17 protein-coding genes are annotated in these 22079 nt (G+C 61.0%); 4 read left to right on the top strand and 13 right to left on the bottom strand.

Going from position 1 to position 22079, the window contains the following annotated elements:
• Positions 1 to 125 precede the first annotated feature (125 nt).
• Positions 126 to 1031 (top strand): sugar kinase, encoded by a 906-nt coding sequence (locus tag JMV15_RS24705; RefSeq protein WP_014718203.1) that lies wholly within the window; start codon positions 126 to 128, stop codon positions 1029 to 1031.
• A 159-nt stretch (positions 1032 to 1190) separates the two neighbouring features.
• On the opposite strand, the gene JMV15_RS24700 is transcribed toward JMV15_RS24705, so the two are convergent.
• The 13 genes from JMV15_RS24700 to JMV15_RS24640 form a co-directional block, all read right to left on the bottom strand.
• Positions 1191 to 1466, bottom strand: a complete 276-nt coding sequence (locus JMV15_RS24700) for a peptidylprolyl isomerase (RefSeq protein WP_003174397.1) — start codon at positions 1464 to 1466, stop codon at positions 1191 to 1193.
• A gap of 43 nt (positions 1467 to 1509) precedes the next feature.
• A complete protein-coding gene (locus JMV15_RS24695; protein ID WP_201491947.1) occupies positions 1510 to 4047 on the bottom strand; it encodes a PAS domain-containing hybrid sensor histidine kinase/response regulator in 2538 nt (845 codons plus the stop codon).
• 138 nt (positions 4048 to 4185) lie between these two features.
• On the bottom strand, positions 4186 to 6141 hold the full coding sequence (locus tag JMV15_RS24690; protein WP_069868387.1) for an acetoacetate--CoA ligase: 1956 nt from the start codon (positions 6139 to 6141) through the stop codon (positions 4186 to 4188).
• A gap of 127 nt (positions 6142 to 6268) precedes the next feature.
• The gene (locus JMV15_RS24685) at positions 6269 to 7042 is read right to left on the bottom strand and encodes a 3-hydroxybutyrate dehydrogenase (RefSeq protein WP_032903869.1); all 774 of its coding nucleotides are present in this window, start codon (positions 7040 to 7042) and stop codon (positions 6269 to 6271) included.
• Positions 7043 to 7049: 7 nt separating this feature from the next.
• Positions 7050 to 8441 carry a GntP family permease gene (locus tag JMV15_RS24680; RefSeq protein ID WP_201491946.1) on the bottom strand — a complete coding sequence of 464 codons (1392 nt, stop codon included), beginning with the start codon at positions 8439 to 8441 and terminating at the stop codon, positions 7050 to 7052.
• A gap of 293 nt (positions 8442 to 8734) precedes the next feature.
• Complete coding sequence (locus tag JMV15_RS24675) at positions 8735 to 10126, bottom strand: sigma-54 interaction domain-containing protein (protein WP_069868392.1); 1392 nt, start codon at positions 10124 to 10126, stop codon at positions 8735 to 8737.
• Positions 10127 to 10271: 145 nt separating this feature from the next.
• Positions 10272 to 11843, bottom strand: a complete 1572-nt coding sequence (locus JMV15_RS24670; protein ID WP_069868394.1) for an ABC transporter ATP-binding protein — start codon at positions 11841 to 11843, stop codon at positions 10272 to 10274.
• Positions 11844 to 11853: 10 nt separating this feature from the next.
• Positions 11854 to 12876 (bottom strand): ABC transporter permease, encoded by a 1023-nt coding sequence (locus tag JMV15_RS24665; RefSeq protein ID WP_014718210.1) that lies wholly within the window; start codon positions 12874 to 12876, stop codon positions 11854 to 11856.
• The gene (locus JMV15_RS24660; RefSeq protein ID WP_069868396.1) at positions 12876 to 13934 is read right to left on the bottom strand and encodes a microcin C ABC transporter permease YejB; all 1059 of its coding nucleotides are present in this window, start codon (positions 13932 to 13934) and stop codon (positions 12876 to 12878) included. The genes JMV15_RS24665 and JMV15_RS24660 overlap by 1 nt, the downstream gene beginning before the upstream one ends.
• Complete coding sequence (locus JMV15_RS24655; RefSeq protein WP_032872826.1) at positions 13934 to 15793, bottom strand: extracellular solute-binding protein; 1860 nt, start codon at positions 15791 to 15793, stop codon at positions 13934 to 13936. The genes JMV15_RS24660 and JMV15_RS24655 overlap by 1 nt, the downstream gene beginning before the upstream one ends.
• 130 nt (positions 15794 to 15923) lie before the next feature.
• Positions 15924 to 16205, bottom strand: coding sequence for a peptidylprolyl isomerase (locus JMV15_RS24650; protein WP_014718212.1), 282 nt, complete (start codon positions 16203 to 16205; stop codon positions 15924 to 15926).
• 108 nt (positions 16206 to 16313) lie between these two features.
• On the bottom strand, positions 16314 to 16808 hold the full coding sequence (locus tag JMV15_RS24645) for a DUF1543 domain-containing protein (RefSeq protein ID WP_069868398.1): 495 nt from the start codon (positions 16806 to 16808) through the stop codon (positions 16314 to 16316).
• Between the two features lie 702 nt (positions 16809 to 17510).
• Positions 17511 to 18026, bottom strand: a complete 516-nt coding sequence (locus JMV15_RS24640; RefSeq protein ID WP_014718214.1) for an Hcp family type VI secretion system effector — start codon at positions 18024 to 18026, stop codon at positions 17511 to 17513.
• Between the two features lie 469 nt (positions 18027 to 18495).
• Between JMV15_RS24640 and tssA the strand changes: the two genes are divergently transcribed.
• The 3 genes from tssA to tssC are packed head-to-tail and all read left to right on the top strand — an operon-like array spanning position 18496 to position 22068.
• Positions 18496 to 20040 (top strand): type VI secretion system protein TssA, encoded by a 1545-nt coding sequence (tssA, locus tag JMV15_RS24635; RefSeq protein WP_196770413.1) that lies wholly within the window; start codon positions 18496 to 18498, stop codon positions 20038 to 20040.
• 24 nt (positions 20041 to 20064) lie between these two features.
• Entirely contained in the window at positions 20065 to 20562 is a 498-nt protein-coding gene (gene tssB, locus JMV15_RS24630; RefSeq protein ID WP_014718216.1) for a type VI secretion system contractile sheath small subunit, read from the top strand.
• Between the two features lie 27 nt (positions 20563 to 20589).
• Positions 20590 to 22068 (top strand): type VI secretion system contractile sheath large subunit, encoded by a 1479-nt coding sequence (gene tssC / locus JMV15_RS24625; RefSeq protein ID WP_014718217.1) that lies wholly within the window; start codon positions 20590 to 20592, stop codon positions 22066 to 22068.
• Positions 22069 to 22079 lie beyond the last annotated feature (11 nt).

Raw genomic sequence — 22079 nt, 5'->3', positions numbered from 1 at the left:
GAGTCGCGGCTATTGCAGGCAAGCCAGCTCCCACAGTGACCGCGTTTTAACTGAAGGAATGCAGTCGAATGTGGGAGTCGGGCTTGCCCGCGATGGGGCCCTCCAGCACACCTGAGAACTTTGCCATGAACACCCACCCCCGCATCGCCCTCATCGGCGAATGCATGATCGAACTGCAACACCGCGCCGATGGCAGCCTGCACCAGAGCTTCGGCGGCGACACCCTGAACACTGCGGTGTACCTGCGTCGCGAGCTGGGCGATGCCGGCAGCGTTGACTACGTCACCGCCCTGGGCGATGACAGCTTCAGCGATGCCATGTGCGAGCATTGGCACGCCGAAGGCCTTGGCCTGGGCAGGGTCCAGCGTCTGCCTGGGCGCCTGCCGGGCTTGTATTGCATCCAGACTGATGCCCAGGGCGAACGTAAATTCCTCTACTGGCGCAACGAAGCGGCCGTGCGCGACTGCTTCACCACGCCTGCCGCCGAGCCGGTCCTGGCGGCATTGCCGGGCTATGACGTGGTGTATTTCAGTGGCATTACCCTGGCGGTGCTGGGAGACATCGGGCGTGAGCGCTTACTGCAGGCGCTGATCGAAGCCCGCCAGCGTGGCGCCAAGGTGGTGTTCGATAACAACTACCGGCCCAGGCTGTGGGCCGATGTGCAAACGGCCCGTGAGGCGTATCGCAGGGTGTTGGCCGCAGTGGACATTGCCTTGCTCACCGAGGATGACGAACGCGCGTTGTTCGGCTATGAGGATAGCGAGCAGGTGTTTGCGGCGTATCCCTCGATTGCAGAAGTGGTGCTCAAGCGGGGAGCGGATGCGTGCTTGATTCGTTGCGCGGGCGAGCGCTTTGCGGTGCCGGCGTTGAAAGTGGAGAAGGTGGTGGACACCACGGCGGCGGGGGATTCGTTCAGTGCGGCGTATCTGGCCAGTCGGCTCAACGGTGGTTCGCCCCAAGACGCCGCACTGGCGGGGCATCGGTTGGCGAGCCGGGTGATTCAGGTGCCGGGGGCGCTGATACCGAGATGATCACTGATCGTTCCCACGCTCTGCGTGGGAGCGCAGCCCGGGACGCTCCGCGTCCCAGAAACGGACGCAGAGCGTCCAGTGAGGCATTCCCACGCAGAGCGTGGGAACGATCGGATGTGGGAGCTGGCTTGCCTGCGATAGCGGACTGAAGCCATCCACTCAATCGCGGTAAAACACCTGCACCAGGTGATAGCCAAACTTGCTCTTGATCGGCCCGTGCACCACTTTCACCGGTTTCTTGAAGATCACCGCATCAATCGCCCCCACCATCTGCCCGGGCCGCACTTCGCCCAGGTCACCACCGCGTTTGCCCGACGGGCAGGTGGAGTACTTCTTGGCCAGCACATCAAAGGCTTCGCCTTTGGCAATACGCTGCTTGAGTTGTTCGGCTTCTTCGCTGGTTTTCACCAGGATATGACGGGCTTGGGCTTTCATGGGGCTCTACCAGCTGTGCGACGGCGCGCGATTATGCCTGAACTCAGGCCTCGACGCCGATCATGCTACGGATTTTGTTGGCCAACAGGTCAACGGAAAAAGGCTTGGCGACCATGTCCATGCCGTCCTCCAGGAACCCCTGGCGTTCGGCGGCTTTCTCGGCATAACCGGTCATGAACAGCACGCGCAGGCCGGGGCGATGCTGGCGGGCGATTTCCGCCAGTTGCCGGCCGTTCATGCCGGGCAAGCCAACGTCGGTCACCAGCAAGTCCACGCGCAAATCCGATTCCAGCAACGGCAGCGCCGCACGCGCATCCGCCGCCTGGTGAGCGGTATAGCCCAGTTCGTCGAGTACATTGACCACCAGCATACGCACCGCCGGGTCGTCCTCGACCACCACCACCGCTTCACCGGCCAGGGCCACGGGGGCTTCGGTCAGGCTGGTAGGCAGGCTGCTTTCCAGTGCGGTGCCATACAAACGCGGCAGGTACAGGCGCACGCAGGTGCCCTGGCCCGGTTCGCTCTGGATGGTCACGTGGCCGCCGGATTGCTGGGCAAAACCGTAGATCATCGACAACCCAAGGCCAGTGCCTTGGCCGATGGGTTTGGTGGTGAAGAACGGGTCGAACGCCTTGGCGAGGATTTTCGGCGCCATGCCGCTGCCGTTGTCGCTCACGCCAAGCATCACATAGTCGCCAGCCTTGACCGGTTCCAGGGTGGTGATGTCGGTGCCGTCCAGGTAACTGTTGGCGGTTTCGATCAGCAGCTCGCCGCCGTCGGGCATGGCGTCGCGGGCGTTGATCACCAGGTTGAGCAGGGCGTTTTCCAATTGGCTGGCATCGGTGTTCACCGGCCAGGTGTCCTTGCCCAGTTTTACCTTGAGTTCGATATGCGCGCCCTTGGTGCGCCGGAACAGGTCTTCCAGGGACGCCACCAGTTGGTTGGGGTCGGTGGGGCGACGGTCCAGCGACTGGCGTCGCGAGAACGCCAGCAGCCGGTGGGTGAGGGCGGCGGCGCGGTGGGCGGAGGACACGGCGGCATCGGCAAAACGGCCGATATCGTCGCTGCGTCCGGCTGCAATGTAACGCTGCATCAGGTCGAGGCTGCCGATGATGCCGGTGAGCATGTTGTTGAAGTCATGGGCGATACCGCCGGTGAGCTGGCCGACCGCTTCCATCTTCTGCGCATGGCGCAGGGCATCTTCGGCACGCTCGCGCTCGAACATCTCGTTTTGCAGGCGCTGGTTGGCTTCGGCCAGCGCCTGGGTGCGCTGGGCCACGCGTTCTTCAAGGTTCTCGTTGAGGTGGCGCAGGGCTTCTTCGGTGAGCTTGCGTTCGGTCTCGTCGATCACAAAGATGTAGAAACCATTCACCGAACCGTCACTGCTAAAGCGCGGCAGGTACTTCATCAGTGCATGGCGCGGGCGGCCATCGCGATGAGGCGTCACCGTCATGAAGCTGCACGCCTTGCCCTTGAGCGCGGCGGCAATCTTGTCTGCGCGCCCGGCATACACCTCGTCGCCAAGTACTTCGCGGATGGTTTTGCCGTACAGCTCCTGGGGCGTCTTGCCGTACCAGTCCAGGTAAGCGCTGTTGTTGAGGCGAAAGCGCTGGTCGTGGTCAACGTAGCCGATCAACACCGGCATGGCGTTGATGATCAGTTGCAGCTCAGTCTGGCTCTGGCGCAGGGCTTGCTCGGTGTTTTTACGCTCGGTGAGGTCCAGCGCGGCGCCGAGGAAACGCGCAGGCCGGCCCTGTTGATCCTTGTAGCAGCGGCCACGGGCGAACACCCAGCGCACCTGGCCGTCGGCTTGCAGCAAGCGATACTCCTCGGCGTATTCGGTGCCATGGGTAATGCAATGCTTGATGCTGCGCGTCACCGTTCCCCGGTCCTCAGGGTGCACACCATGCAGGTAGGCGCTGATGGGCAGCAGGCTCGAATCGTTGGGGTCGACGCCATGCAGGTAGGCGAAATGGGCGTCGGCGATGAAACGGTCTTCGCCGATATCCCAGTCCCAGGTGCCTACCGCGTCGGTGGCCGCCAGTGCCAGTTGCAGGCGCTGCTCGGTGTTGTGCTGTGCCTTGAGGCTGGCTTCGGAGCGCTGTTGCAGTTCGAGGGTTTTGCTGCGCCGCTCATTGGTTTCAATGGCCGTGACCAGGATGCCGGCCACCCGGCAGCTTTCATCGCGCACCGGGCTGTAGGTCAGGTCGAGCCATATCTCGGTGTCGCGGCCCTCGCGTTGCAGCACAAAGCGTTGCTCGCTGAAGGTGCGCACCTGGCCGCCGAGCACGGCGTCGTAGACCGGCGCGGCGAAGCTTTCCAGTTCGGGCCAAGTGTGGTGCGCCGGCTGGCCCAGAGCGCCGGGGTGCTTGCCGCCTATCAGGTGGGCAAAGCCATCGTTATAGAGTTGTATGAGGTGTGGGCCCCACAGCAGCACCATTGGCATGGGTGAATGCACGACGATATCGACAGCAGTGCGCAGGCTTTGCGGCCACTCACTGGCCTCACCGAGGGGGCTTTGCGCCCAGTCCAGCCGCCTGATCAATGCAGCGGCTTCGCTACCGGTGGATGTTCCATTCATAAAAAGCCCTGAGCCTGACGCTTTGAAAAATGACAACACCCATTGTCCCAAGGAACGACAACGGGTGGCTACCCCGGAAAAATAGCATGCCTTGAGGGTTTTTCTTCAAAACGCCGTGTCAGCGCTGAAACCTTTCATCTAATCGGCCAGCTCAGCTCTGTGGCGAAATTGCTCCAGTGCCTGGGGGTTGGCCAGGGCATCGGTGTTTTTCACCGGCTCGCCATGCACCACATTGCGCACCGCCAATTCGACGATTTTGCCGCTGATGGTGCGGGGGATATCCGTGACAGCGAGGATCTTCGCCGGCACGTGCCGCGGTGTGGTGTTGGCGCGAATCACCTGGCGGATCTGCTGTTGCAGCGCCTCGTCCAGTTCAATTCCATCATCCAGGCGCACAAACAGCACCACGCGCACGTCGTCCTGCCAGCGTTGACCGATGGCGAGGCTTTCCAGCACCTGCGGGACCTTTTCCACCTGGCGATAAATCTCGGCGGTGCCAATGCGCACGCCGCCGGGGTTGAGCACCGCATCGGAACGCCCGTGGATCAACAGGCTGCCGTTGGCGCGTTGCTCGGCATAGTCACCCTGTGCCCACACGCCGGGGAACTGGCTGAAATACGAGGCGCGCAGTTTTTGCTGTTGCGGGTCATTCCACAGCCCGATGGGCATGGCAGGGAAGTGCCGGGTGCACACCAGTTCGCCTTTCTCCCCGATCAGGGGCCGGCCCTGGTCGTCCCACACTTCGATGGCCATGGCCAGGCTCTTGCACTGCATTTCACCGCGCCGTACCGGCAGCACCGGGTTGCCGATCACAAAGCAGGAGACAATGTCGGTGCCACCGGACATCGAGGACAGGCACAGCTCAGCCTTGATCTCGCGGTACACGTAGTCGTAACTCTGGGGCGACAACGGCGAGCCGGTCGAAATCAGACCCTTGAGGCTGCCCAGGTCGTGGCTCAGGCGCGGCTGCAACCCGGATTTTTCCAGGGTGGCGAGGAATTTGGGGCTGGTGCCGAACACGCTGATTTTTTCCGCATCGATCAGGTCGATCAAGCGTTCGGGGCCGGGATGGAACGGCGAGCCGTCGTACAGCACCGCGGTGGCGCCGATCGCCAGCACCGACACCAGCCAGTTCCACATCATCCAGCCGCAGGTGGTGTAGTAGAACAGGCAGTCCTCGCGGTTCAGGTCGGCATGCAGGCCGTGTTCCTTGAGGTGCGTCAGCAATACGCCGCCCGTGCCGTGGATGATGCACTTGGGGATGCCGGTGGTGCCGCTGGAATAGAGGATATAAAGCGGGTGATCGAACGGCACCGCGACAAATTCCGGTTCGCCGCCGGCTTGATAGAAGTCGTCCCACAGCGCGACGTGGGCGTGGGTGGCGTAGTCCCCAGCCTGCGCCTCGGGCTTGGTGTAAGGCACGATGATCAGCTGTTGCAGGGAGGGCAGGCGTTCAAGGATTTCATTGAGCTTGGCGCTCTGGTCGATGCGCTTGCCGGCATAGCGGTAGCCTGCGCAGGTGATCAGCACCTTGGGCTCGATCTGGCCGAAGCGGTCGATGACGCCCTGGGTGCCGAAATCTGGCGAGGAGCACGACCAGATCGCACCGAGGCTGGTGGTGGCGAGCATGCCGACCAGGGTTTGCCAGGTGTTGGGCATGCACGCGGCCACTCGGTCACCTATGCCGACCCCGGCCGCCCGCAGGCTTTTTTGCAGGCCGGCCACGTGTTCCGCCAGCTGCGCATAGCTCAATTGTTCACGTTGGCCGTCTTCGCTGACAGCCACCACAGCAGGATGATCGTCGCGGCGGCGCAACAGGTGTTCGGCAAAGTTCAGGGTGGCGCCGGGAAACCATTGGGCGCTGGGCATCTCGATGTCTTCGATCAGGGTCACCGTGGGCGGGCTGCGAAACTGCACGTCAAAGAACGCGACAATCGCCTGCCAGAAGTCCGGGCGTTGGTCGATGCTCCATTGGTGCAGGGCGGGGTAGTCGTGGAGCTGCACGCCGTGGCGTTGGTTGATGAAGCGGCGGAACTGATCCATGCGCGTGTTGGCGATGCGTTCCGGGGACGGTTGCCAGAGGATGTCGGACATAAGCTGCCTCTTCTCGTTCCCACGCTTCGCGTGGGAATGCCTGACTGGACGCTCTGCGTCCACTTTTGGGGCGCGGAGCGCCCCGGTCTGCGTGCCCACGCAGAGCGTGGGAACGATCATCACGGGTTTACTGGGCCAGCCAGCCACCATCGATGTTCCAGGCCGCGCCGCGCACCTGGGCACCGGCTTCACTGCACAAGAACAACACCAGCTCCCCGAGCTGCGACGGCGTCACAAACTCCAGCGACGGCTGTTTCTCCGCCAGGAGATCCTGCTGCGCTTGCTGTGGGTCGACCCCGGTAGCCACGCGATCATCAATCTGCTTCTGCACCAGCGGCGTCAGCACCCAGCCCGGGCAGATGGCGTTGCAGGTGACATTGCTGGTGGCGGTTTCCAGGCCCACCACCTTGGTGAGGCCGATCACCCCATGTTTGGCCGCCACATACGCCGCCTTGCCCACTGAGCCGACTCGCCCATGCACCGAGGCGATATTGACGATGCGCCCCCAGCCCTTGGCCTTCATGCCCGGCAAGCTCAGGCGTGTGCTGTGGAACACCGAGGACAGGTTGATGGCGATGATCGAATCCCAGCGCTCCACAGGGAAGTCTTCTACCGCTGCCACATGCTGGATACCGGCATTGTTGACCAGGATGTCCACGCCACCGAACTCGCGCTCGGCGTAGGCGAGCATGTCGGCGATTTGCGCGGGGTCGCTGACGTCTGCCGGGTGATGCCCGACCTTGCCGCCAAACGCCTGTACCTGGGCGATCACCGCGCTGGCGTCGCCGAAGCCGTTGAGAATCAGGTTGGCGCCGGCCTTGGCCAGGCTCAGGGCAATCCCTAAGCCGATGCCGCTGGTGGAGCCGGTGACCAGGGCGGTCTTGCCATTCAAAGTTGTCATGAAAACCTCACACAATGCCGGTGGCGTAGAAAGTGCCGATCACCACGAACACCGCAAGGGTCTTGATGATCGTGATGCCAAAAATGTCCTTGTAGGCTTCGCGGTGGGTCAGCCCGGTGACGGCCAGCAGGGTGATCACCGCGCCGTTGTGGGGCAGGGTATCCATGCCGCCGCTGGCCATGGCCGCGACCCGGTGCAGCACCTCAAGGGGGATATTGGCCGCGTGGGCGGCTGCAATAAAGCTCTCGGACATCGCGGCGAGGGCGATGCTCATGCCGCCGGAAGCGGAGCCGGTGATACCGGCCAGCAAGGTCACGGTGATCGCTTCGTTGAGCAGCGGGTTGGGGATGCCCTTGAGCCAGTCCGCCAGTACCAGAAAGCCTGGCAGCGAGGCGATTACTGCGCCAAAGCCGTATTCCGAGGCGGTGTTCATTGCCGCTAGCAGCGCACCGCTGACCGCACTTTTACTGCCTTCGGCCAGCTTGCTCCTGATCGCCGAGAAGCCGAACACCAGCACCACGATAATCCCCACCAGCAACGCCGCCTGCACCGCCCAGATCGCGGTGAGCTTGGCGATTTCCGTGGTCACCGGCGTGCTCATGCCCGGCAGGCTGAGGCTGTGGGTCTTGCCGTACCACTGCGGGATCCAGTGGGTGAACAACAGGTTCATCACCCCCACCAGGATCAGCGGCGACAACGCGAGCCATGGGTTGGGCAAGGCAAGGTTGTCGGCGGTTTCCGGCTCATTGCGCAACTCGGTGCCATAGCCTTCACCGGCACGCTGGGCCTTGTTACGCTGGCGTGCGAGGTAGAGCATACCGGCGCAAAACACGAAGATCGTGCCGATCAGCCCTAGCCACGGCGCCGCCCAGGCGGTGGTGTTGAAGAAGGTGCTGGGGATGATGTTCTGAATCTGCGGCGTACCGGGTAGGGCGTCCATGGTGAACGAGAAGGCGCCGAGGGCGATGGTCGCCGGGATCAGGCGCTTGGGGATATTGCTCTGGCGGAACATCTCGGCGGCGAACGGGTACACCGCAAACACCACCACGAACAGCGACACGCCACCGTAGGTGAGCAGGGCGCAGACCAGCACAATCACCAGCATCGCCTGGCGCGTGCCGAGCAAGCGGATCGCGGCGGCGACGATCGAGCGCGAAAACCCCGACAGCTCAATGAGCTTGCCGAACACCGCACCGAGCAGGAATACCGGGAAATACAGCTTGATAAAACCGACCATCTTTTCCATGAACACCCCGGTAAAGGCAGGGGCGACGGCGGACGGGTCAGTGAGCAGCACCGCGCCAAGGGCGGCGATGGGGGCGAACAGGATAACGCTATAGCCACGGTAGGCGGCCAGCATCAGCAGCGCGAGCGCGGCCAGGGCAATGATCACACTCATGGTGTGTCTCCATCGGATTGTTATTGTTGTGGATGAGGCTGTGGGAGGAAGCTATAGCGAGATGTGTGCCAGATTTATAACTTGTTGATATATATGGATTTACTGTGGATTCAGAGTGATTTTCGAGACGGCAGTCTCAATCTGGAGACGAGTGGAGATCCTTGTGGGAGCTGGCTTGCCTGCGATAGCGGTGGTTCAGCTGGCTTGTAGGGCGCTGTTAGACCGCTATCGCAGGCGAGCCAGCTCCCACATAAGAAAGTCTTGATATTGGGAATTGCGTCTCTTGTTTGAGACTAAGTTAGTCCAAGCGCCAGCATTTTTTTATACAACGTCGACCGCCCAAGCCCCAACCGCTTGGCCGCCTCTACAACATTTCCGTTACTGGCCTTGAGCGCCCCCGCAATCACCTGGCGATCAAACCGCTCCCGCGCCGCCGCAAAGGTTTCACCCTCGACCGCCGCCACCGCGCCTCGCTGTACCGGGCTGAACGTGCCAATCGCTGCGCGAAGGTCGCTGGCATTGAGCATCAGGTCATCACTCAACAGCGCCGCACGCTCCAGCACATTGCGCAGCTCGCGGATATTGCCCGGCCAGGCATGTTGGGCCAACAGCGCCAGGGCATCGCGGTCCAGTTCGTGCTGGCTGCGCAACTCCTCAAGGATCGCCTCGCTCAATGCTGGAATATCCTCCAGCCGCTCACGCAACGGCGGCACCTGGATCGGCAGCACATTGAGGCGGTAATACAGATCGGCACGAAACTCGCCACGCTTGATCGCTGCCTCCAGGTCCATGGACGTCGCGGCAATCACCCGCACATCGCTGTGCAGCATCTCGTTGGAGCCCACCGGTTCGAATTCCTTTTCCTGCAACACCCGCAGCAATTTGCTTTGCAGTGGCAGCGGCATGTCGCCGATTTCATCGAGAAACAACGTGCCGCCCTGGGCGATCTGGAATTTGCCGGGGCGACCCTTGCGGTCGGCACCGGTAAAGGCGCCGGGCGCAGTGCCGAAGAACTCGGCTTCAAGCAGGTCATGGGGAATCGCCGCGCTATTGATGCTCACAAAAGCTTTGTGCGCCCGGGGCGATGCGCCGTGGATGGCCTGGGCGAGCAACTCCTTGCCGGTGCCGGTTTCCCCGAGCAGCAATACCGGCGACTCGGCACTCGCACTGCGCCGCGCCCGGCGCTTGACCTCAAGGCTGGCGGCGCTGGTGCCGATAAAGTGCGCAAAGTTGTATTTGCTTTGCCGCGAACGCAGCAGCGAGCGCGTGGAGGCTAGCTCCTGCTGCATGCTCAGGTAGCGCTCGATCAGCGGCGACAGGTTGCGCAGTTCATCGAACAGCGCAAACCCGATCGCCCCGATCACCGCCCCGGCCTCGTCGTGGATCGGCAGGCGCATCACCACCAGCGGGCCCTTGGGGGTGTCCTGGATGTCCAGCAGGATCGGCCGGTCGTTGCGCACCACCTGGCGCAGCAGGCTGTTGGAAATCACCTGCTCGCAAGGCTGGCCGATGGCTTGGTCGGCGCTCTTGAGGCCAAAGCGCTTGGCGTAACGCTCGTTCATCCACACGATATTTGCATCGCGGTCGACGATGACCGTGCCCTCGCTGGACTGCTCGATGATCTCGAACAGCGACTGGATGGCCAGGCCGCGAACCTGTTGGTAGTCCTTGAGGCTAGTGCTCATGGGTACAGAATCCTGTTAATGATCGTTCCCACGCTCTGCGTGGGAATGCCTACCGTGACGCTCTGCGTCACTTGGCGTAGGGCCAGGGCACGACGCGGAGCGTCTCGGGTTGTGTTCCCACGCAGAGCGTGGGAACAATCTCACCTCACAAAGGGATGTGCGCTGCTGCCAGCAGTTCTTTGGTGTACGGGTGTTGGGGCGATTCGAACACCTCATGGCTCGCGCCACGCTCCACCACCTTGCCATCCTTGACCACGATCATGTCATGGGCCATGGCGCGCACCACCGCCAGGTCATGGCTGATAAACAGGTAGGTCAGGCCGTATTTGTCCTGCAGTTCGCGCAGCAGCGCCACCACTTGTTTCTGCACCGTACGGTCCAGGGCCGAGGTGGGTTCGTCGAGCAGCATCAGCGCTGGCTTGAGTACCAGGGCGCGGGCAATGGCGATGCGTTGGCGCTGGCCACCGGAAAACTCATGGGGGTAGCGATGTCGGCTGGCAGGGTCGAGGCCCACGTCCTTGAGCACCTGGACCACTTGCGCATCGCGGTCGGCCAGGCTGCACGGGGCATGCACTTCCAGGCCCTCGCTGATGATCTGCTGCACCGACATGCGCGGGCTGAGGCTGCCATAGGGGTCCTGGAACACCACCTGCATCTGCTTGCGCCATGGGCGCATCTGCTGATGGTTGAGCGGGTCCAGAGCTTCACCCTGAAAGCGGATGCTGCCGCTGGAGTCGAGCAAGCGCAGGATCGCCTGGCCCAAGGTGGACTTGCCGGAGCCGGACTCGCCGACAATCCCCAGGGTCTTGCCGCGCTGCACGCTGAGGCTGATGCCGTCCACTGCGCGCAGGTAGGTCTTGGCCCGGAACAGTCCGCCACCGAGAGGGAATTGCACGCTCAGGTCATCCACTTCCAGTACCGTCTCACGCGGCTCGCTGCACAGCACGTCGCCCGAGGGCTCGGCATCCAGCAGCAGGCGGCTGTAGGGATGCTGGGGGGCGGTGAACAAGGCCTGGCAGTCGGCCTGCTCGACGATTTCGCCGGCACGCATCACGCAGACCCGCTGGGCGATACTGCGTACCAGGTTGAGGTCATGGCTGATCAGCAGCAGCGACATGCCCAGGCGTTGTTGCAAGGACTTGAGCAGCAACAGGATCTTGCGCTGCACCGTCACGTCCAGCGCTGTGGTGGGCTCGTCGGCAATCAGCAGCTCGGGCTCGCAGGCCAGGGCCATGGCGATCATCACCCGCTGGCGCTGGCCGCCGGACAATTGATGGGGGTAGGCCTTGAGCCGTTCCTGGGGTTTCTGGATGCCCACCAGTTCCAGCAGTTCGAGGATGCGCGCCTGCGCCGCCTTGCCGCCCAGGCCCTTGTGCAGCAGCAGGGTTTCGCCGATCTGCTTTTCGATGCTGTGCAGGGGGTTCAGGGAGGTCATCGGCTCCTGGAAGATCATGGCAATGCGGTTGCCGCGCAATTTTTGCAAGGTACTCGGTGAGGCGCCGATCAGTTCCTGGCCGCGATACTTGATCGAACCCAGGGTTTCGGTGCCGGCTTGCGGCAGCAGTTGCAAGATAGAGTGGGCCGTCACCGACTTGCCCGAGCCCGACTCGCCCACCAGCGCCAGGCACTCGCCAGGGCGCACGTCCAGGCTCAGGTTGCGCACGACGGTCTGGCCGTTGAAGGCGACGCACAGGTCGCGGATTTCGATCAGGTTCATACGCGGTCACTCATGAGCGGGGGTCGAAGGCATCACGCAATGCCTCGCCGATAAACACCAGCAACGACAGAATCAGCGCCAGGGTGAAAAACGCCGTCAAGCCCAGCCACGGCGCTTGCAGGTTCTGCTTGCCCTGGCCGATCAGCTCGCCCAGGGACGCGCTGCCGGCGGGCATGCCGAAGCCAAGGAAATCCAGGGCGCTCAAGGTGGATATCGCCCCGGTCAAAATGAACGGCAAATAGCTGAGGGTCGCGGTCATGGCGTTGGGCAGGATGTGCCGACGAATGATCTTGCCGTCGCCCAGGCCCAGGGCGCGCGCGGCCTTGACGTATTCCAGGTTGCGCCCGCGCAGGAACTCGGCGCGCACCACGTCCACCAGGGCCAGCCAGGAAAACAGCGCCATGATCCCCAGCAACCACCAGAAATTCGGCTCCACAAACCCCGACAGGATAATCAGCAGGTACAGCACCGGCAGGCCAGACCACACCTCCAGGATGCGCTGGCCGAGCAAGTCTACCCAGCCACCGTAGTACCCCTGCAACGCCCCGGCGGCAATGCCAATGACGGCGCTAATGGCGGTCAGGGCCAGGGCAAACAGGATCGACACCCGTGCACCAAAGATCACCCGGGCCAACACATCGCGGGACTGGTCATCGGTGCCCAGCCAGTTCACCGCCGACGGCGGGCTCGGGGCAGGGCGGGTGAGTTCGTAGTTGGGCGTGTCATCGCTGAAAGGAATTGGCGGAAACAGCATCCAGCCGCCCTCCTGCTTGATCAGCTTTTGCACGTAGTCACTGCGGTAGTCCGCCTGGAACGGCAACTGCCCACCGAACTGCTGCTCGGTGTAGCGCTTGAACACCGGAAAATACAGCTCGTTCTTGAAACTGAGCACCAGCGGCTTGTCATTGGCGATCAACTCGCCGCCCAGGGTCAGGATAAACAGGCCGATAAACAGCCACAGCGACCACCAGCCACGGCGGTTTTTCTTGAAGCGCTCGAAGCGTCGGCGGGCCACGGGGGAGAGGTTGAGCATCAGGCGTTCCTCGCGGCGAAGTCGATACGCGGGTCCACCAGGGTGTAGCAGAGGTCACCGATGAGTTTTATCAAGAGGCCGAACAGGGTGAAGATAAACAGCGAGCCGAACACCACCGGGTAGTCGCGGGACACGGCCGCCTCGTAGCTCATGCGGCCCAGGCCATCGAGGGAGAAGATCACCTCGATCAGCAGCGAACCGGCAAAGAACACGCTGATAAACGCTTGGGGAATCCCCGAGATCACCAGCAACATCGCATTGCGGAACACGTGACCGTACAGCACCCGGCGTTCGCTCAAACCCTTGGCGCGGGCGGTGACCACGTACTGGCGGGTAATTTCATTGAGGAACGAGTTCTTGGTGAGGATGGTCAAGGTGGCGAACCCGCCGATCACCAACGCGGTTACCGGCAATACCAGGTGCCAGAAGTAGTCGGCGATTTTGCCCACGGCGCTCAGTTCGGCGAAATTTTCCGAGACCAGCCCGCGTACCGGGAACCAGTTCAGCGAGGTACCGCCAGCGAACACCACGATCAGGAACATCGCGAACAGGAATGCCGGCATCGCGTAACCGATGACGATGGCCGTGCTGCTCCACATATCAAAGCTGCTGCCATGGCGCACGGCCTTGCGTATGCCCAACGGGATCGACACCAGGTAGGTGATCAGCGTGGCCCACAGGCCGAGGGAAATGGTGACGGGCATCTTTTCCAGGATCAGGTCAGTTACCGTTGTGCCGCGAAAGAAGCTGTTGCCGAAGTCCAGTTGGGCGTAATTCTTGAGCATCAACCACAGGCGTTCCGGCGCAGATTTGTCGAAGCCGTATTGTTTCTCGATGTCCTTGATCAGCTTTGGGTCCAGACCGCGGCTGGCTCGCGAGCCGCTGATGCCTTCGCCGGATGCGCCGGCTACACCACCGCCGCCAATGCCTTGCAAGTGGGCGATAGCTTGCTCCACCGGCCCGCCGGGCGCGGCCTGCACGATCACGAAGTTCACCAACAGGATGATCACCAGCGTCGGGATGATCAGCAGCAGGCGCCGTACGATATAGGCAAACATCAGTGGGCCTCTCCGCGTTTTTTCAACTCAGCCTGCATTTGTTCGTTCGTCAGCGGGGTGGGGCTGACTTCCCACCAGGTTTCCAGGGCTTCGTCGTTCTTCGCCTCGATGGCCGGGCGCCCGAAACGGTTCCACCATGCGGCGGAGGTGCCCGGTGGGTAATAGTTGGGGATCCACAGGTAATTCCATTGCAGCACGCGGTCCAGGGCGTGGGCATAGGTGAGCATCTTCGCCTGGGTATCAGCCTTGACCAGGCCATGGATCAGGGTATCGACGGCCGGGTCCTTGAGCACGATGTAGTTGTTGGCGCCCGAATCGAACGCGGCGGCAGAGCCGAAATAGTTGTACAGCTCCATGCCGGGCGAGGTGGTGACCGGGAAACCCGTGACGATCATGTCGTAGTCGCGGGCCATCAGTCGGTTGACGTATTGCGAGGAGTCGATGCGGCGGATATTCAGGGTGATGCCGATCTGCGCCAGGTTACGTTTGTAGGGCAGCAACAGGCGCTCAAGGCCGTTCTGGACGTTGAGGAAGGTGAATTCCAGTGGCTCGCCCTGGGCATTGACGAGTTTGTCGCCCACAGGTTTCCAGCCGGCGTCTTCCAGCAGGGCCAAGGCTTGCAGCTGTTTGTCGCGGATCATGCCACTGCCATCGGTGACCGGGGCCTTGAACACCTGGGTAAACACCTCGTCGGGAACCTGACCGCGCAGGGGTTCGAGGATCGCCAGTTCTTCCGGGGTCGGTAACTGGCTGGCGGCCAGCGGGCTATTGGAGAAATAGCTCTGCTGGCGGATGTACAGGTTGCGCATCATCTGGCGGTTGGCCCATTCAAAGTCCCACAGCATCGCCAGGGCCTGGCGCACGCGGCGATCCTTGAACATCGGTTTTTGCACATTGAACACATAGCCCTGGGCCGGCTGCGGCATCTCCTTGGCCAGGTGCGCGCGCTGCAGACGGCCATCGTCCAGGGCCGGGCCGTTGTAGCCGATGGAGTAACCGGTGGCGGAGAATTCACGGTTGAAATCATAGGCGCCGCCGCGTAGCACTTGGCGCGCTACTTCGGTGTCGCCGAAGTACTCCAGGCTCAGGTGATCGAAGTTGTACAAGCCGCGGCTGACCGGCAAGTCCTTGCCCCACCAGTCGGGGTCGCGGGTGAAGGTGATGGTATTGCCGGAGTCGATCTTGCTGACCTTGTAAGGGCCGCTGCCCAGTGGCGCTTCGTAGCCGCCGCCGTTGGCAAAGTCGCGGGTCTTCCACCAGTGCTCGGGGAACACCGGCAAAGTGGCGAGATCCAGAGGGAGGGTGCGGTTTTCGTTGCTGGAAAAATCAAAGCGCACCTGTCGTTCGCCTTCGATTTCGACGTGTTTGACGTCTGCAAATAACGTGCGATAGCGCAGGCTGCCTTGGGTCATCAACACGTCAAAGCTGTAGCGCACGTCTTGCGCGGTAATGGGCGTGCCATCGGCAAAGCGCGCCTTGGGGTTCAGGTAGAAGCGCAGCGACAGGCCGTCGTCGGCCCGTTCCATCTTTTGCGCCACCAGGCCATAGACGGTGTAAGGCTCATCCAGCGAGCGCAACGCCAAGGGTGCATACACCCAGCCGTCGACCTGGGACACGCCGATGCCTTTGTCGATATAGGGCAGCACATGGTCAAACCGCCCCACCTCCAGCGCTGAGCGCCGCAGGCTGCCGCCCTTGGGGGCGTTGGGGTTGGCATAGTCGAAATGGCTGAAACCTTCGGCGTACTTGGCGGGCTCGCCGTACACCGTCAGGTAGGTTTGCGGGGCTGCGATCACCGCAGTGCTGGCCATTAGAAAGGCCAGGGTGGAGCAGAGCAGAGATGAAAAAGCCAATCGCATTATCAGCCTTGAGCGCCGGGTAAAGAATAATAAGGATTTGTACGCTAACGGCCTGGGCATCGCCAGTCATCAGATGCACAACGGCCCACCAAAGGGCGGGCCGTTGTTTATAGCATCAGCGCAGATTGAATCAATCCTGGCGGCTGGTGACTTCCAACAGGTGATAGCCGAACTGGGTCTTCACCGGGCCTTGCACGGTGTTGACCGGGGCACTGAAGACCACGGTGTCGAATTCCTTGACCATCTGGCCTGGGCCGAACGAACCGAGGTCACCGCCCTGACGGCTGGATGGGCAGCTGGAGTTGGCTTTAGCGACTTCTGCGAAATCAGCGCCGCCTTCGATTTGGGCCTTGAGTTCGTTGCACTTGTCTTCAGAGGCAACGAGGATGTGACGGGCGGTGGCTTTGGCCATGGTGAGTAACTCCTAGAGTAAAAAACGGTGAGCGTACCGGATTCAGGCGGTTATTTCTCGGCAAAGTTCCACTGGGTTTTCAGTCGCCGCTGTTTAGGTCATGCCGGTTCAAGGCAGTACGAGATAGTCGTTGCGCTGCACGATCGCTTGGTGCGCTGCTTGCACCAGGTGGATATAGCGGCCGTCCACCAGGTCGATGGGCAGGCAATCGTCGATATCCAGCACCGTGTCGGTGTGGGTCTGGGACCAGTGGCTGAGCATCTGCTGCTTACCTTTGCGCATGGCCTCCTGTTTGTTACGGGCGACCACCAGCAGGTAGTGGTGGGCTTCGCCAAAGCTATTGGCCTCGTAGCCGCCGAGGTTGATGAAGTACAGGCGCGGCGCATCGCCGTGGGGCGCCAGGTGGCTCAGTTCAACCTTCCAGCCGTCGACGCCATCGACGGCCATCCATGAATCGATGTGTACGCCTTTGGGGCTGCCAAACCAGGCGTCGCGTAATTGTGGGTAGGTGGCTTGCAGGGTATCGGCCACTGCGAATACCACATCGTGTACTTCGATCCTGGCTCGCGGGTGCTTTCCCCCGAGCATGACGACAAACAGCATTACCGGTGTTTCCTGGGGAGTGGTTAGAGGGCAACCATACTGCGATTGAGCTGGTTTGTCCGGTTGTGATGAGGCCTGTGTGTCGCGACGCTGAACCTGTGGGAGCTGGCTTGCCTGCGATAACGCCCTGACAAGCAATACCTATCTACCTGACACCCCAGGATCCAACTGTGGGAGCTGGCTTGCCTGCGATAACGCCCTGACAAGCAATACCTATCTACCTGACACCCCAGGATCCAACTGTGGGAGCTGGCTTGCCTGCGATAACGCCCTGACAAGCAATACCTATCTACCTGACACCCCACAATCCAACTGTGGGAGCTGGCTTGCTAGCGAAGGCGGCCTGGCAGTCAACACAGTTGGATTGTGTACATATCCATTTCTGCGGTAACGGCCACCTAGGGTTCCGCCCAACGGCGGCTCACTTTCGAAAAGCGCGAAAGTAAGCAAAGCGCTCTTGCCCCACCACTCGGCACCTCGCTTGGGCTCGGTGTGCCCGAACGCAGGCTTGAATCCGTGGGCCGCCGCCACGCGCCATCCATGGCGCGGGGCGGCTAACCCGGCGTCCTGCCGGGTTAGCCACGAATTCAAGCCTGCGTTCGGCCAGCGTGGTTTAACGGGGCGCCTGAGATCAAGATCAAAAGCAGATCAAGATCAACAGCGGCTCGCTTCGCATCGTGGTTACCGTCTTTACTGCTCGCGTTAACCCGTCACTGGGCTGCGCCAGTCATCCGAGCCGGACGTCCCGGCCACTTCGTGAGTCCAGATAATCTTGCGATAGGTGAAGTGCACATCCTCCAGGTGGGTAAAGTGGGCGTTGTCTGGGTCTTGGCAGTTGGGCATGCGAGATTGGATGTCAACGATGGTGGCGCCTTCCAGTTCAATCGTGAAGTAGTGCTCCTGGGTTCCGGCCGAGGAGGTGCGCAGCCACTCCAGGCGGCAGGACACTTCTTCGCCGGTGGTCAGGGCGCTGAACAGCAAGGGTGAGGATTTATCGAAAACCTTGCTGATCATCAGGGGTTTATGCACGCGCTGACCGGTCGGCTGGCCCGATTGCGGGTCGCGGGGAATGATCACCTGATGAGCAAACGCCTGCACCAGAATCTGGTCCTCATGGCCTTCCTGATAAATGTTGCCTACCGAGTCCTGGGTAAATGTGCCTGCCGTAATCAAACCTTGTTTGACACCAGTGATGGAGAGGTACGCGGGTGTGGGCATGACGGGTTTCCTTGCCTGATTGAGTAGGTATTGCCGGGCAGCGAGAGCGCTGAGCGGTCAAGTGCCTTTAACAAGAAGCGTGCCTGAAAGTGTGAGGCTCAATGAAATAAGGGCGAAGAAGACTCAGTGGCCGTTATTGAGAATTTGTTGTAGGGCTGTGGGTGAGTTTTTAGCGCTATTAGTTGCACGCCTATGCGCACTTAGTTGCTCATGTCATGTGTTTTTGTAAATGCAAGGCTGTGAGCGCTTGAGAGTGTTTTCTAGTTGGATAGACTGCGCAAATAACTGCGCATGTCTTTATTTTCAAGCTGCGTAGGATGTTTCTTAAGTTCCGTTCCGTTACTTGCTGATTGTTTTTTTCGTGGCTAAGGTTCGTTCACTTCGATGTGTTTTGAACGGAAGTTAAAAGGTTTTTAACAACGACGTTAATTTTGCCTATTTTGCCTTGGATGGTTGTGTGCAGCCCAAAATAGTTTATTCAGAACAGCTATATGCCTATTGCCAGGAACTTGCCCGGACAGCGTGTTCGCCAAGCAGTTTTGTTGGTAGCGACATGCGTTTTTCAAACGAGTTTGAGGTGCTGGAAACCGAGTTGGGCAAGGCTCACTCCATTCATGGTGCGGGGCTGCCGGATTGGCAGAAGATCAGCGAGATCAGCGAGTGCATTTTGCGTGAGCATTCCAAGGATCTGCGCGTCGCCGCCTGGTTGACCTGGGCCCTGTATCAGCGTGATTCATTCGCTGGGTTGCTGGCTGGTCTCGGTGTGCTGCGCGAACTCTGCGAGCACCATTGGACGCAGGTCTATCCAGTTAAGCTGCGTACCCGCGTTGCGGCGTTTGGCTGGTTGGTGTTGCGCCTTGAGCAAGCGTGCGCGCACAACCTGCCGCTCAGTGATCAACGGCCTTTATTCCAGGCGCTGTTGGAACACCTCGAATGTCTCGATCAGATATGGGGTGAACAGCTTGGCAGCGAGGCGCCGCTGCTGTTGCCGGTTCGCCGGCAGCTGTCGGCGCGCTTGGCCCAGGCTGCTGCCGAACCTGGCGACGTCGCGGGCGTCATTGCCCGGGTCAAACCTGCGCCAAGCCCGCTGCCGGCCCCCGAGCAACCGCTCAATAACGAAAAAGACGCGCACAAACGGCTGCGCGCATTGCAGGAGCAGGCTCGGCCTTTATGTACCTGGTGGTTGCGTCAGGATGCGGCCGACCCGCGCGCCTTGCGCCTGGGCCGAACCTTGGCCTGGCTGATGCTCGTCAATTATCCCGACGCCAATAATGAGCGCGTCACGGCGCTGCGCCCATTGGCTACCGACAAGCGCAAGCGCTATCAAGACCGCTTCAGCCAAGGCCATTACGCCGATCTGTTGCTTGAACTCGAGGTCAGCCTGGCCGGTGCAATGTTCTGGTTCGATGGTTTGCGCATGGTCTGGGAGTGCCTGGAGGCCTTGCACGCAGACCTCGCCATGACCGAACTGGAAATGCAATTTGCTCTGCTGCTGCATCGCCTGCCGAACCTGCCTGAGTATCGGTTCGAGGACGGCACGCCCTTTGCCGACTCCGCGACAGGTGAGTGGATCGCATTTCACGTCATGCGTCACCTGCACAAGCCTGAGCCCTCCAATGTCGTCGTCGACAGCGCTGCTCAGCCCTGGGAAGCCGCGTTGCAGGCGGTGATGCCCTGCCTGCGCAAAGACGGGCTCAAGGCCGCGGTGAGTGTGCTCAAGCAAGGGCTGCGGGCGGCGAGCGGTGATCGAGCGCGTTTTCACTGGCACCTGGCGCTGGCCAGGTTGTGTGTGGCGGCCGGCAAGCATGACCTGGCCAGGATCCAGCTGGAACAACTCGACCTGCAATTACAGCGCACGGGCCTGGAAAGTTGGGAGCCGGAGCTGGCCATGCAAGTGGGCCAACTGCTGTATCGCTGCTACGACCTGTTGCCACAAAACCAAGCCGTACAAGACGGAAAAGACACCCTGCATCGCCGGTTATGCCATTTCGACCTGGAAGCAGTACTTGAATAGCGCCTCATCAAAAGGAGAAGCACCATGGCCAAAGACGGTTCGGTAGCCCCCAAGGAACGTATCAATATTACCTTCAAACCCGCGGTCGGTAGCGCTCAGGAAGATGTCGAACTGCCGTTGAAGCTGCTGGTGCTGGGGGATTTTTCCCAGCGCGCGGACCCACGCAAACTCGAAGATCGCAAGCCCATCGGTATCGACAAGCACACCTTTGACGAGGTGTTGGCCAAGCAAGCATTGAGCCTGACGCTGAGCGTTCCCAACCGCCTCCAGGATGCAGCCGACGTGGAAGAACTGCCGGTTCAGGTGCGAATTAACACCATGAAGGACTTCAACCCCGCGAACCTGGTGGAGCAGATCCCGCAATTGCAAAAGTTGATGGCATTGCGTGAGGCATTAGTGGCGCTCAAGGGACCGCTGGGCAATACGCCCAGCTTTCGCAACGCTATCGAGCGGGCGTTGGCCAATGGTGACTCTCGCGCACGAGTGCTCGCCGAACTGGGCCTGGATAGGCCTCAAGCCTGACGTTTTCAGTAAAAGGACACTGACACCATGACCACCATTCAACACGGCACGCAACCCGTACAGGTTATCGAAAGCGGTAGCATCCTCGATAACATCATTTCCCAGACATTGCTCAGCGCCGACGACGAGGCTTATGGCATCGCCAAGCGCGGCGTGTCGGCGTTTATCGCAGAGCTGGTCAAGCCACATAATTGTGACGAACCCGTAAAGAAACGCCTGGTCGACCGGATGATCGCCGAGATCGACACCAAGCTCAGCGAACAAATGGATGAGATCCTTCACCATCCGGACTTCCAGGCGTTGGAGGCTTCGTGGCGAGGCTTGCAGTTGCTGGTCGATCGCACCAATTTTCGCGAGAACATCAAGATCGAACTGCTGAATGTTTCGCGCGAGGACCTGTTGGATGATTTCGAAGATTCATCGGAAATTACCCAGTCCGGGTTATACAAGCACGTCTATAGCGCCGAATACGGTCAGTTCGGCGGTCAGCCAGTGGGCGCGATCATTGCCAATTACTTTCTTTCGCCCAGTGCGCCCGATGTGAAACTGATGCAATACGCATCCAGCGTCGCCGGCATGGCCCACGCGCCCTTTATCGCTGCAGCGGGGCCAAGTTTCTTCGGCTTGGAAAGCTTCACCGGGTTGCCCGACCTGAAGGATCTGCGGGACCATTTCGAAGGCCCGCAGTTTGCCAAATGGCAAAGTTTCCGGCAGAGCGAAGACGCACGATATATTGGCCTCACCGTGCCGCGCTTTTTGCTGCGCACCCCGTATGACCCCCTTGAGTGCCCGGTCAAGACCTTCGCCTACCAGGAGAACGTGGTTAACAGCCACGAGCATTACTTGTGGGGCAATACCGCCTATGCCTTTGCCACTCGCCTGACCGACAGCTTCGCGCGCTTTCGCTGGTGCCCCAACATTATTGGCCCGCAAAGCGGCGGGGCGGTCGAAGACCTGCCGCTGCATCACTTCCAGAGCATGGGCGAGATTGAAACCAAGATTCCTACGGAGGTGCTGATTTCGGACCGACGTGAGTACGAGCTGGCACAAGAAGGTTTCATCGCCTTGACCATGCGCAAGGGCAGCGATAACGCAGCGTTTTTTTCCGCCAGCTCCGTGCAGAAGCCCAAATCGTTCGGCATCAGTGAGGAGGGCAAGGCGGCAGAGCTGAATTACCGCTTGGGCACCCAATTGCCCTACATGATGGTGGTCAACCGCCTGGCTCATTACCTCAAAGTGCTGCAACGGGAGCAGTTGGGCGCGTGGAAAGAGCGGACGGACCTGGAGTTGGAGCTCAATAAATGGGTTCGCCAATACGTGGCGGACCAGGAAAATCCCAGTGCCGAGGTGCGCGGGCGGCGCCCCTTGCGCGCTGCGCGCATTGTCGTCAGCGATGTCGAGGGCGAGCCTGGCTGGTACCGGGTCAACGTTACGGTACGCCCGCATTTCAAATACATGGGGGCAGACTTCACGTTGTCCCTGGTCGGGAAGCTCGATAAAGAATGAGCAGAAGCCAG

The sequence above is a fragment of the Pseudomonas paracarnis genome, from assembly GCF_904063055.1.
Taxonomy (GTDB): domain Bacteria; phylum Pseudomonadota; class Gammaproteobacteria; order Pseudomonadales; family Pseudomonadaceae; genus Aquipseudomonas; species Aquipseudomonas paracarnis.
The sequence above is the reverse complement of the archived record's forward strand: the minus strand, read 5'-3'. Positions and strand labels throughout refer to the sequence as shown.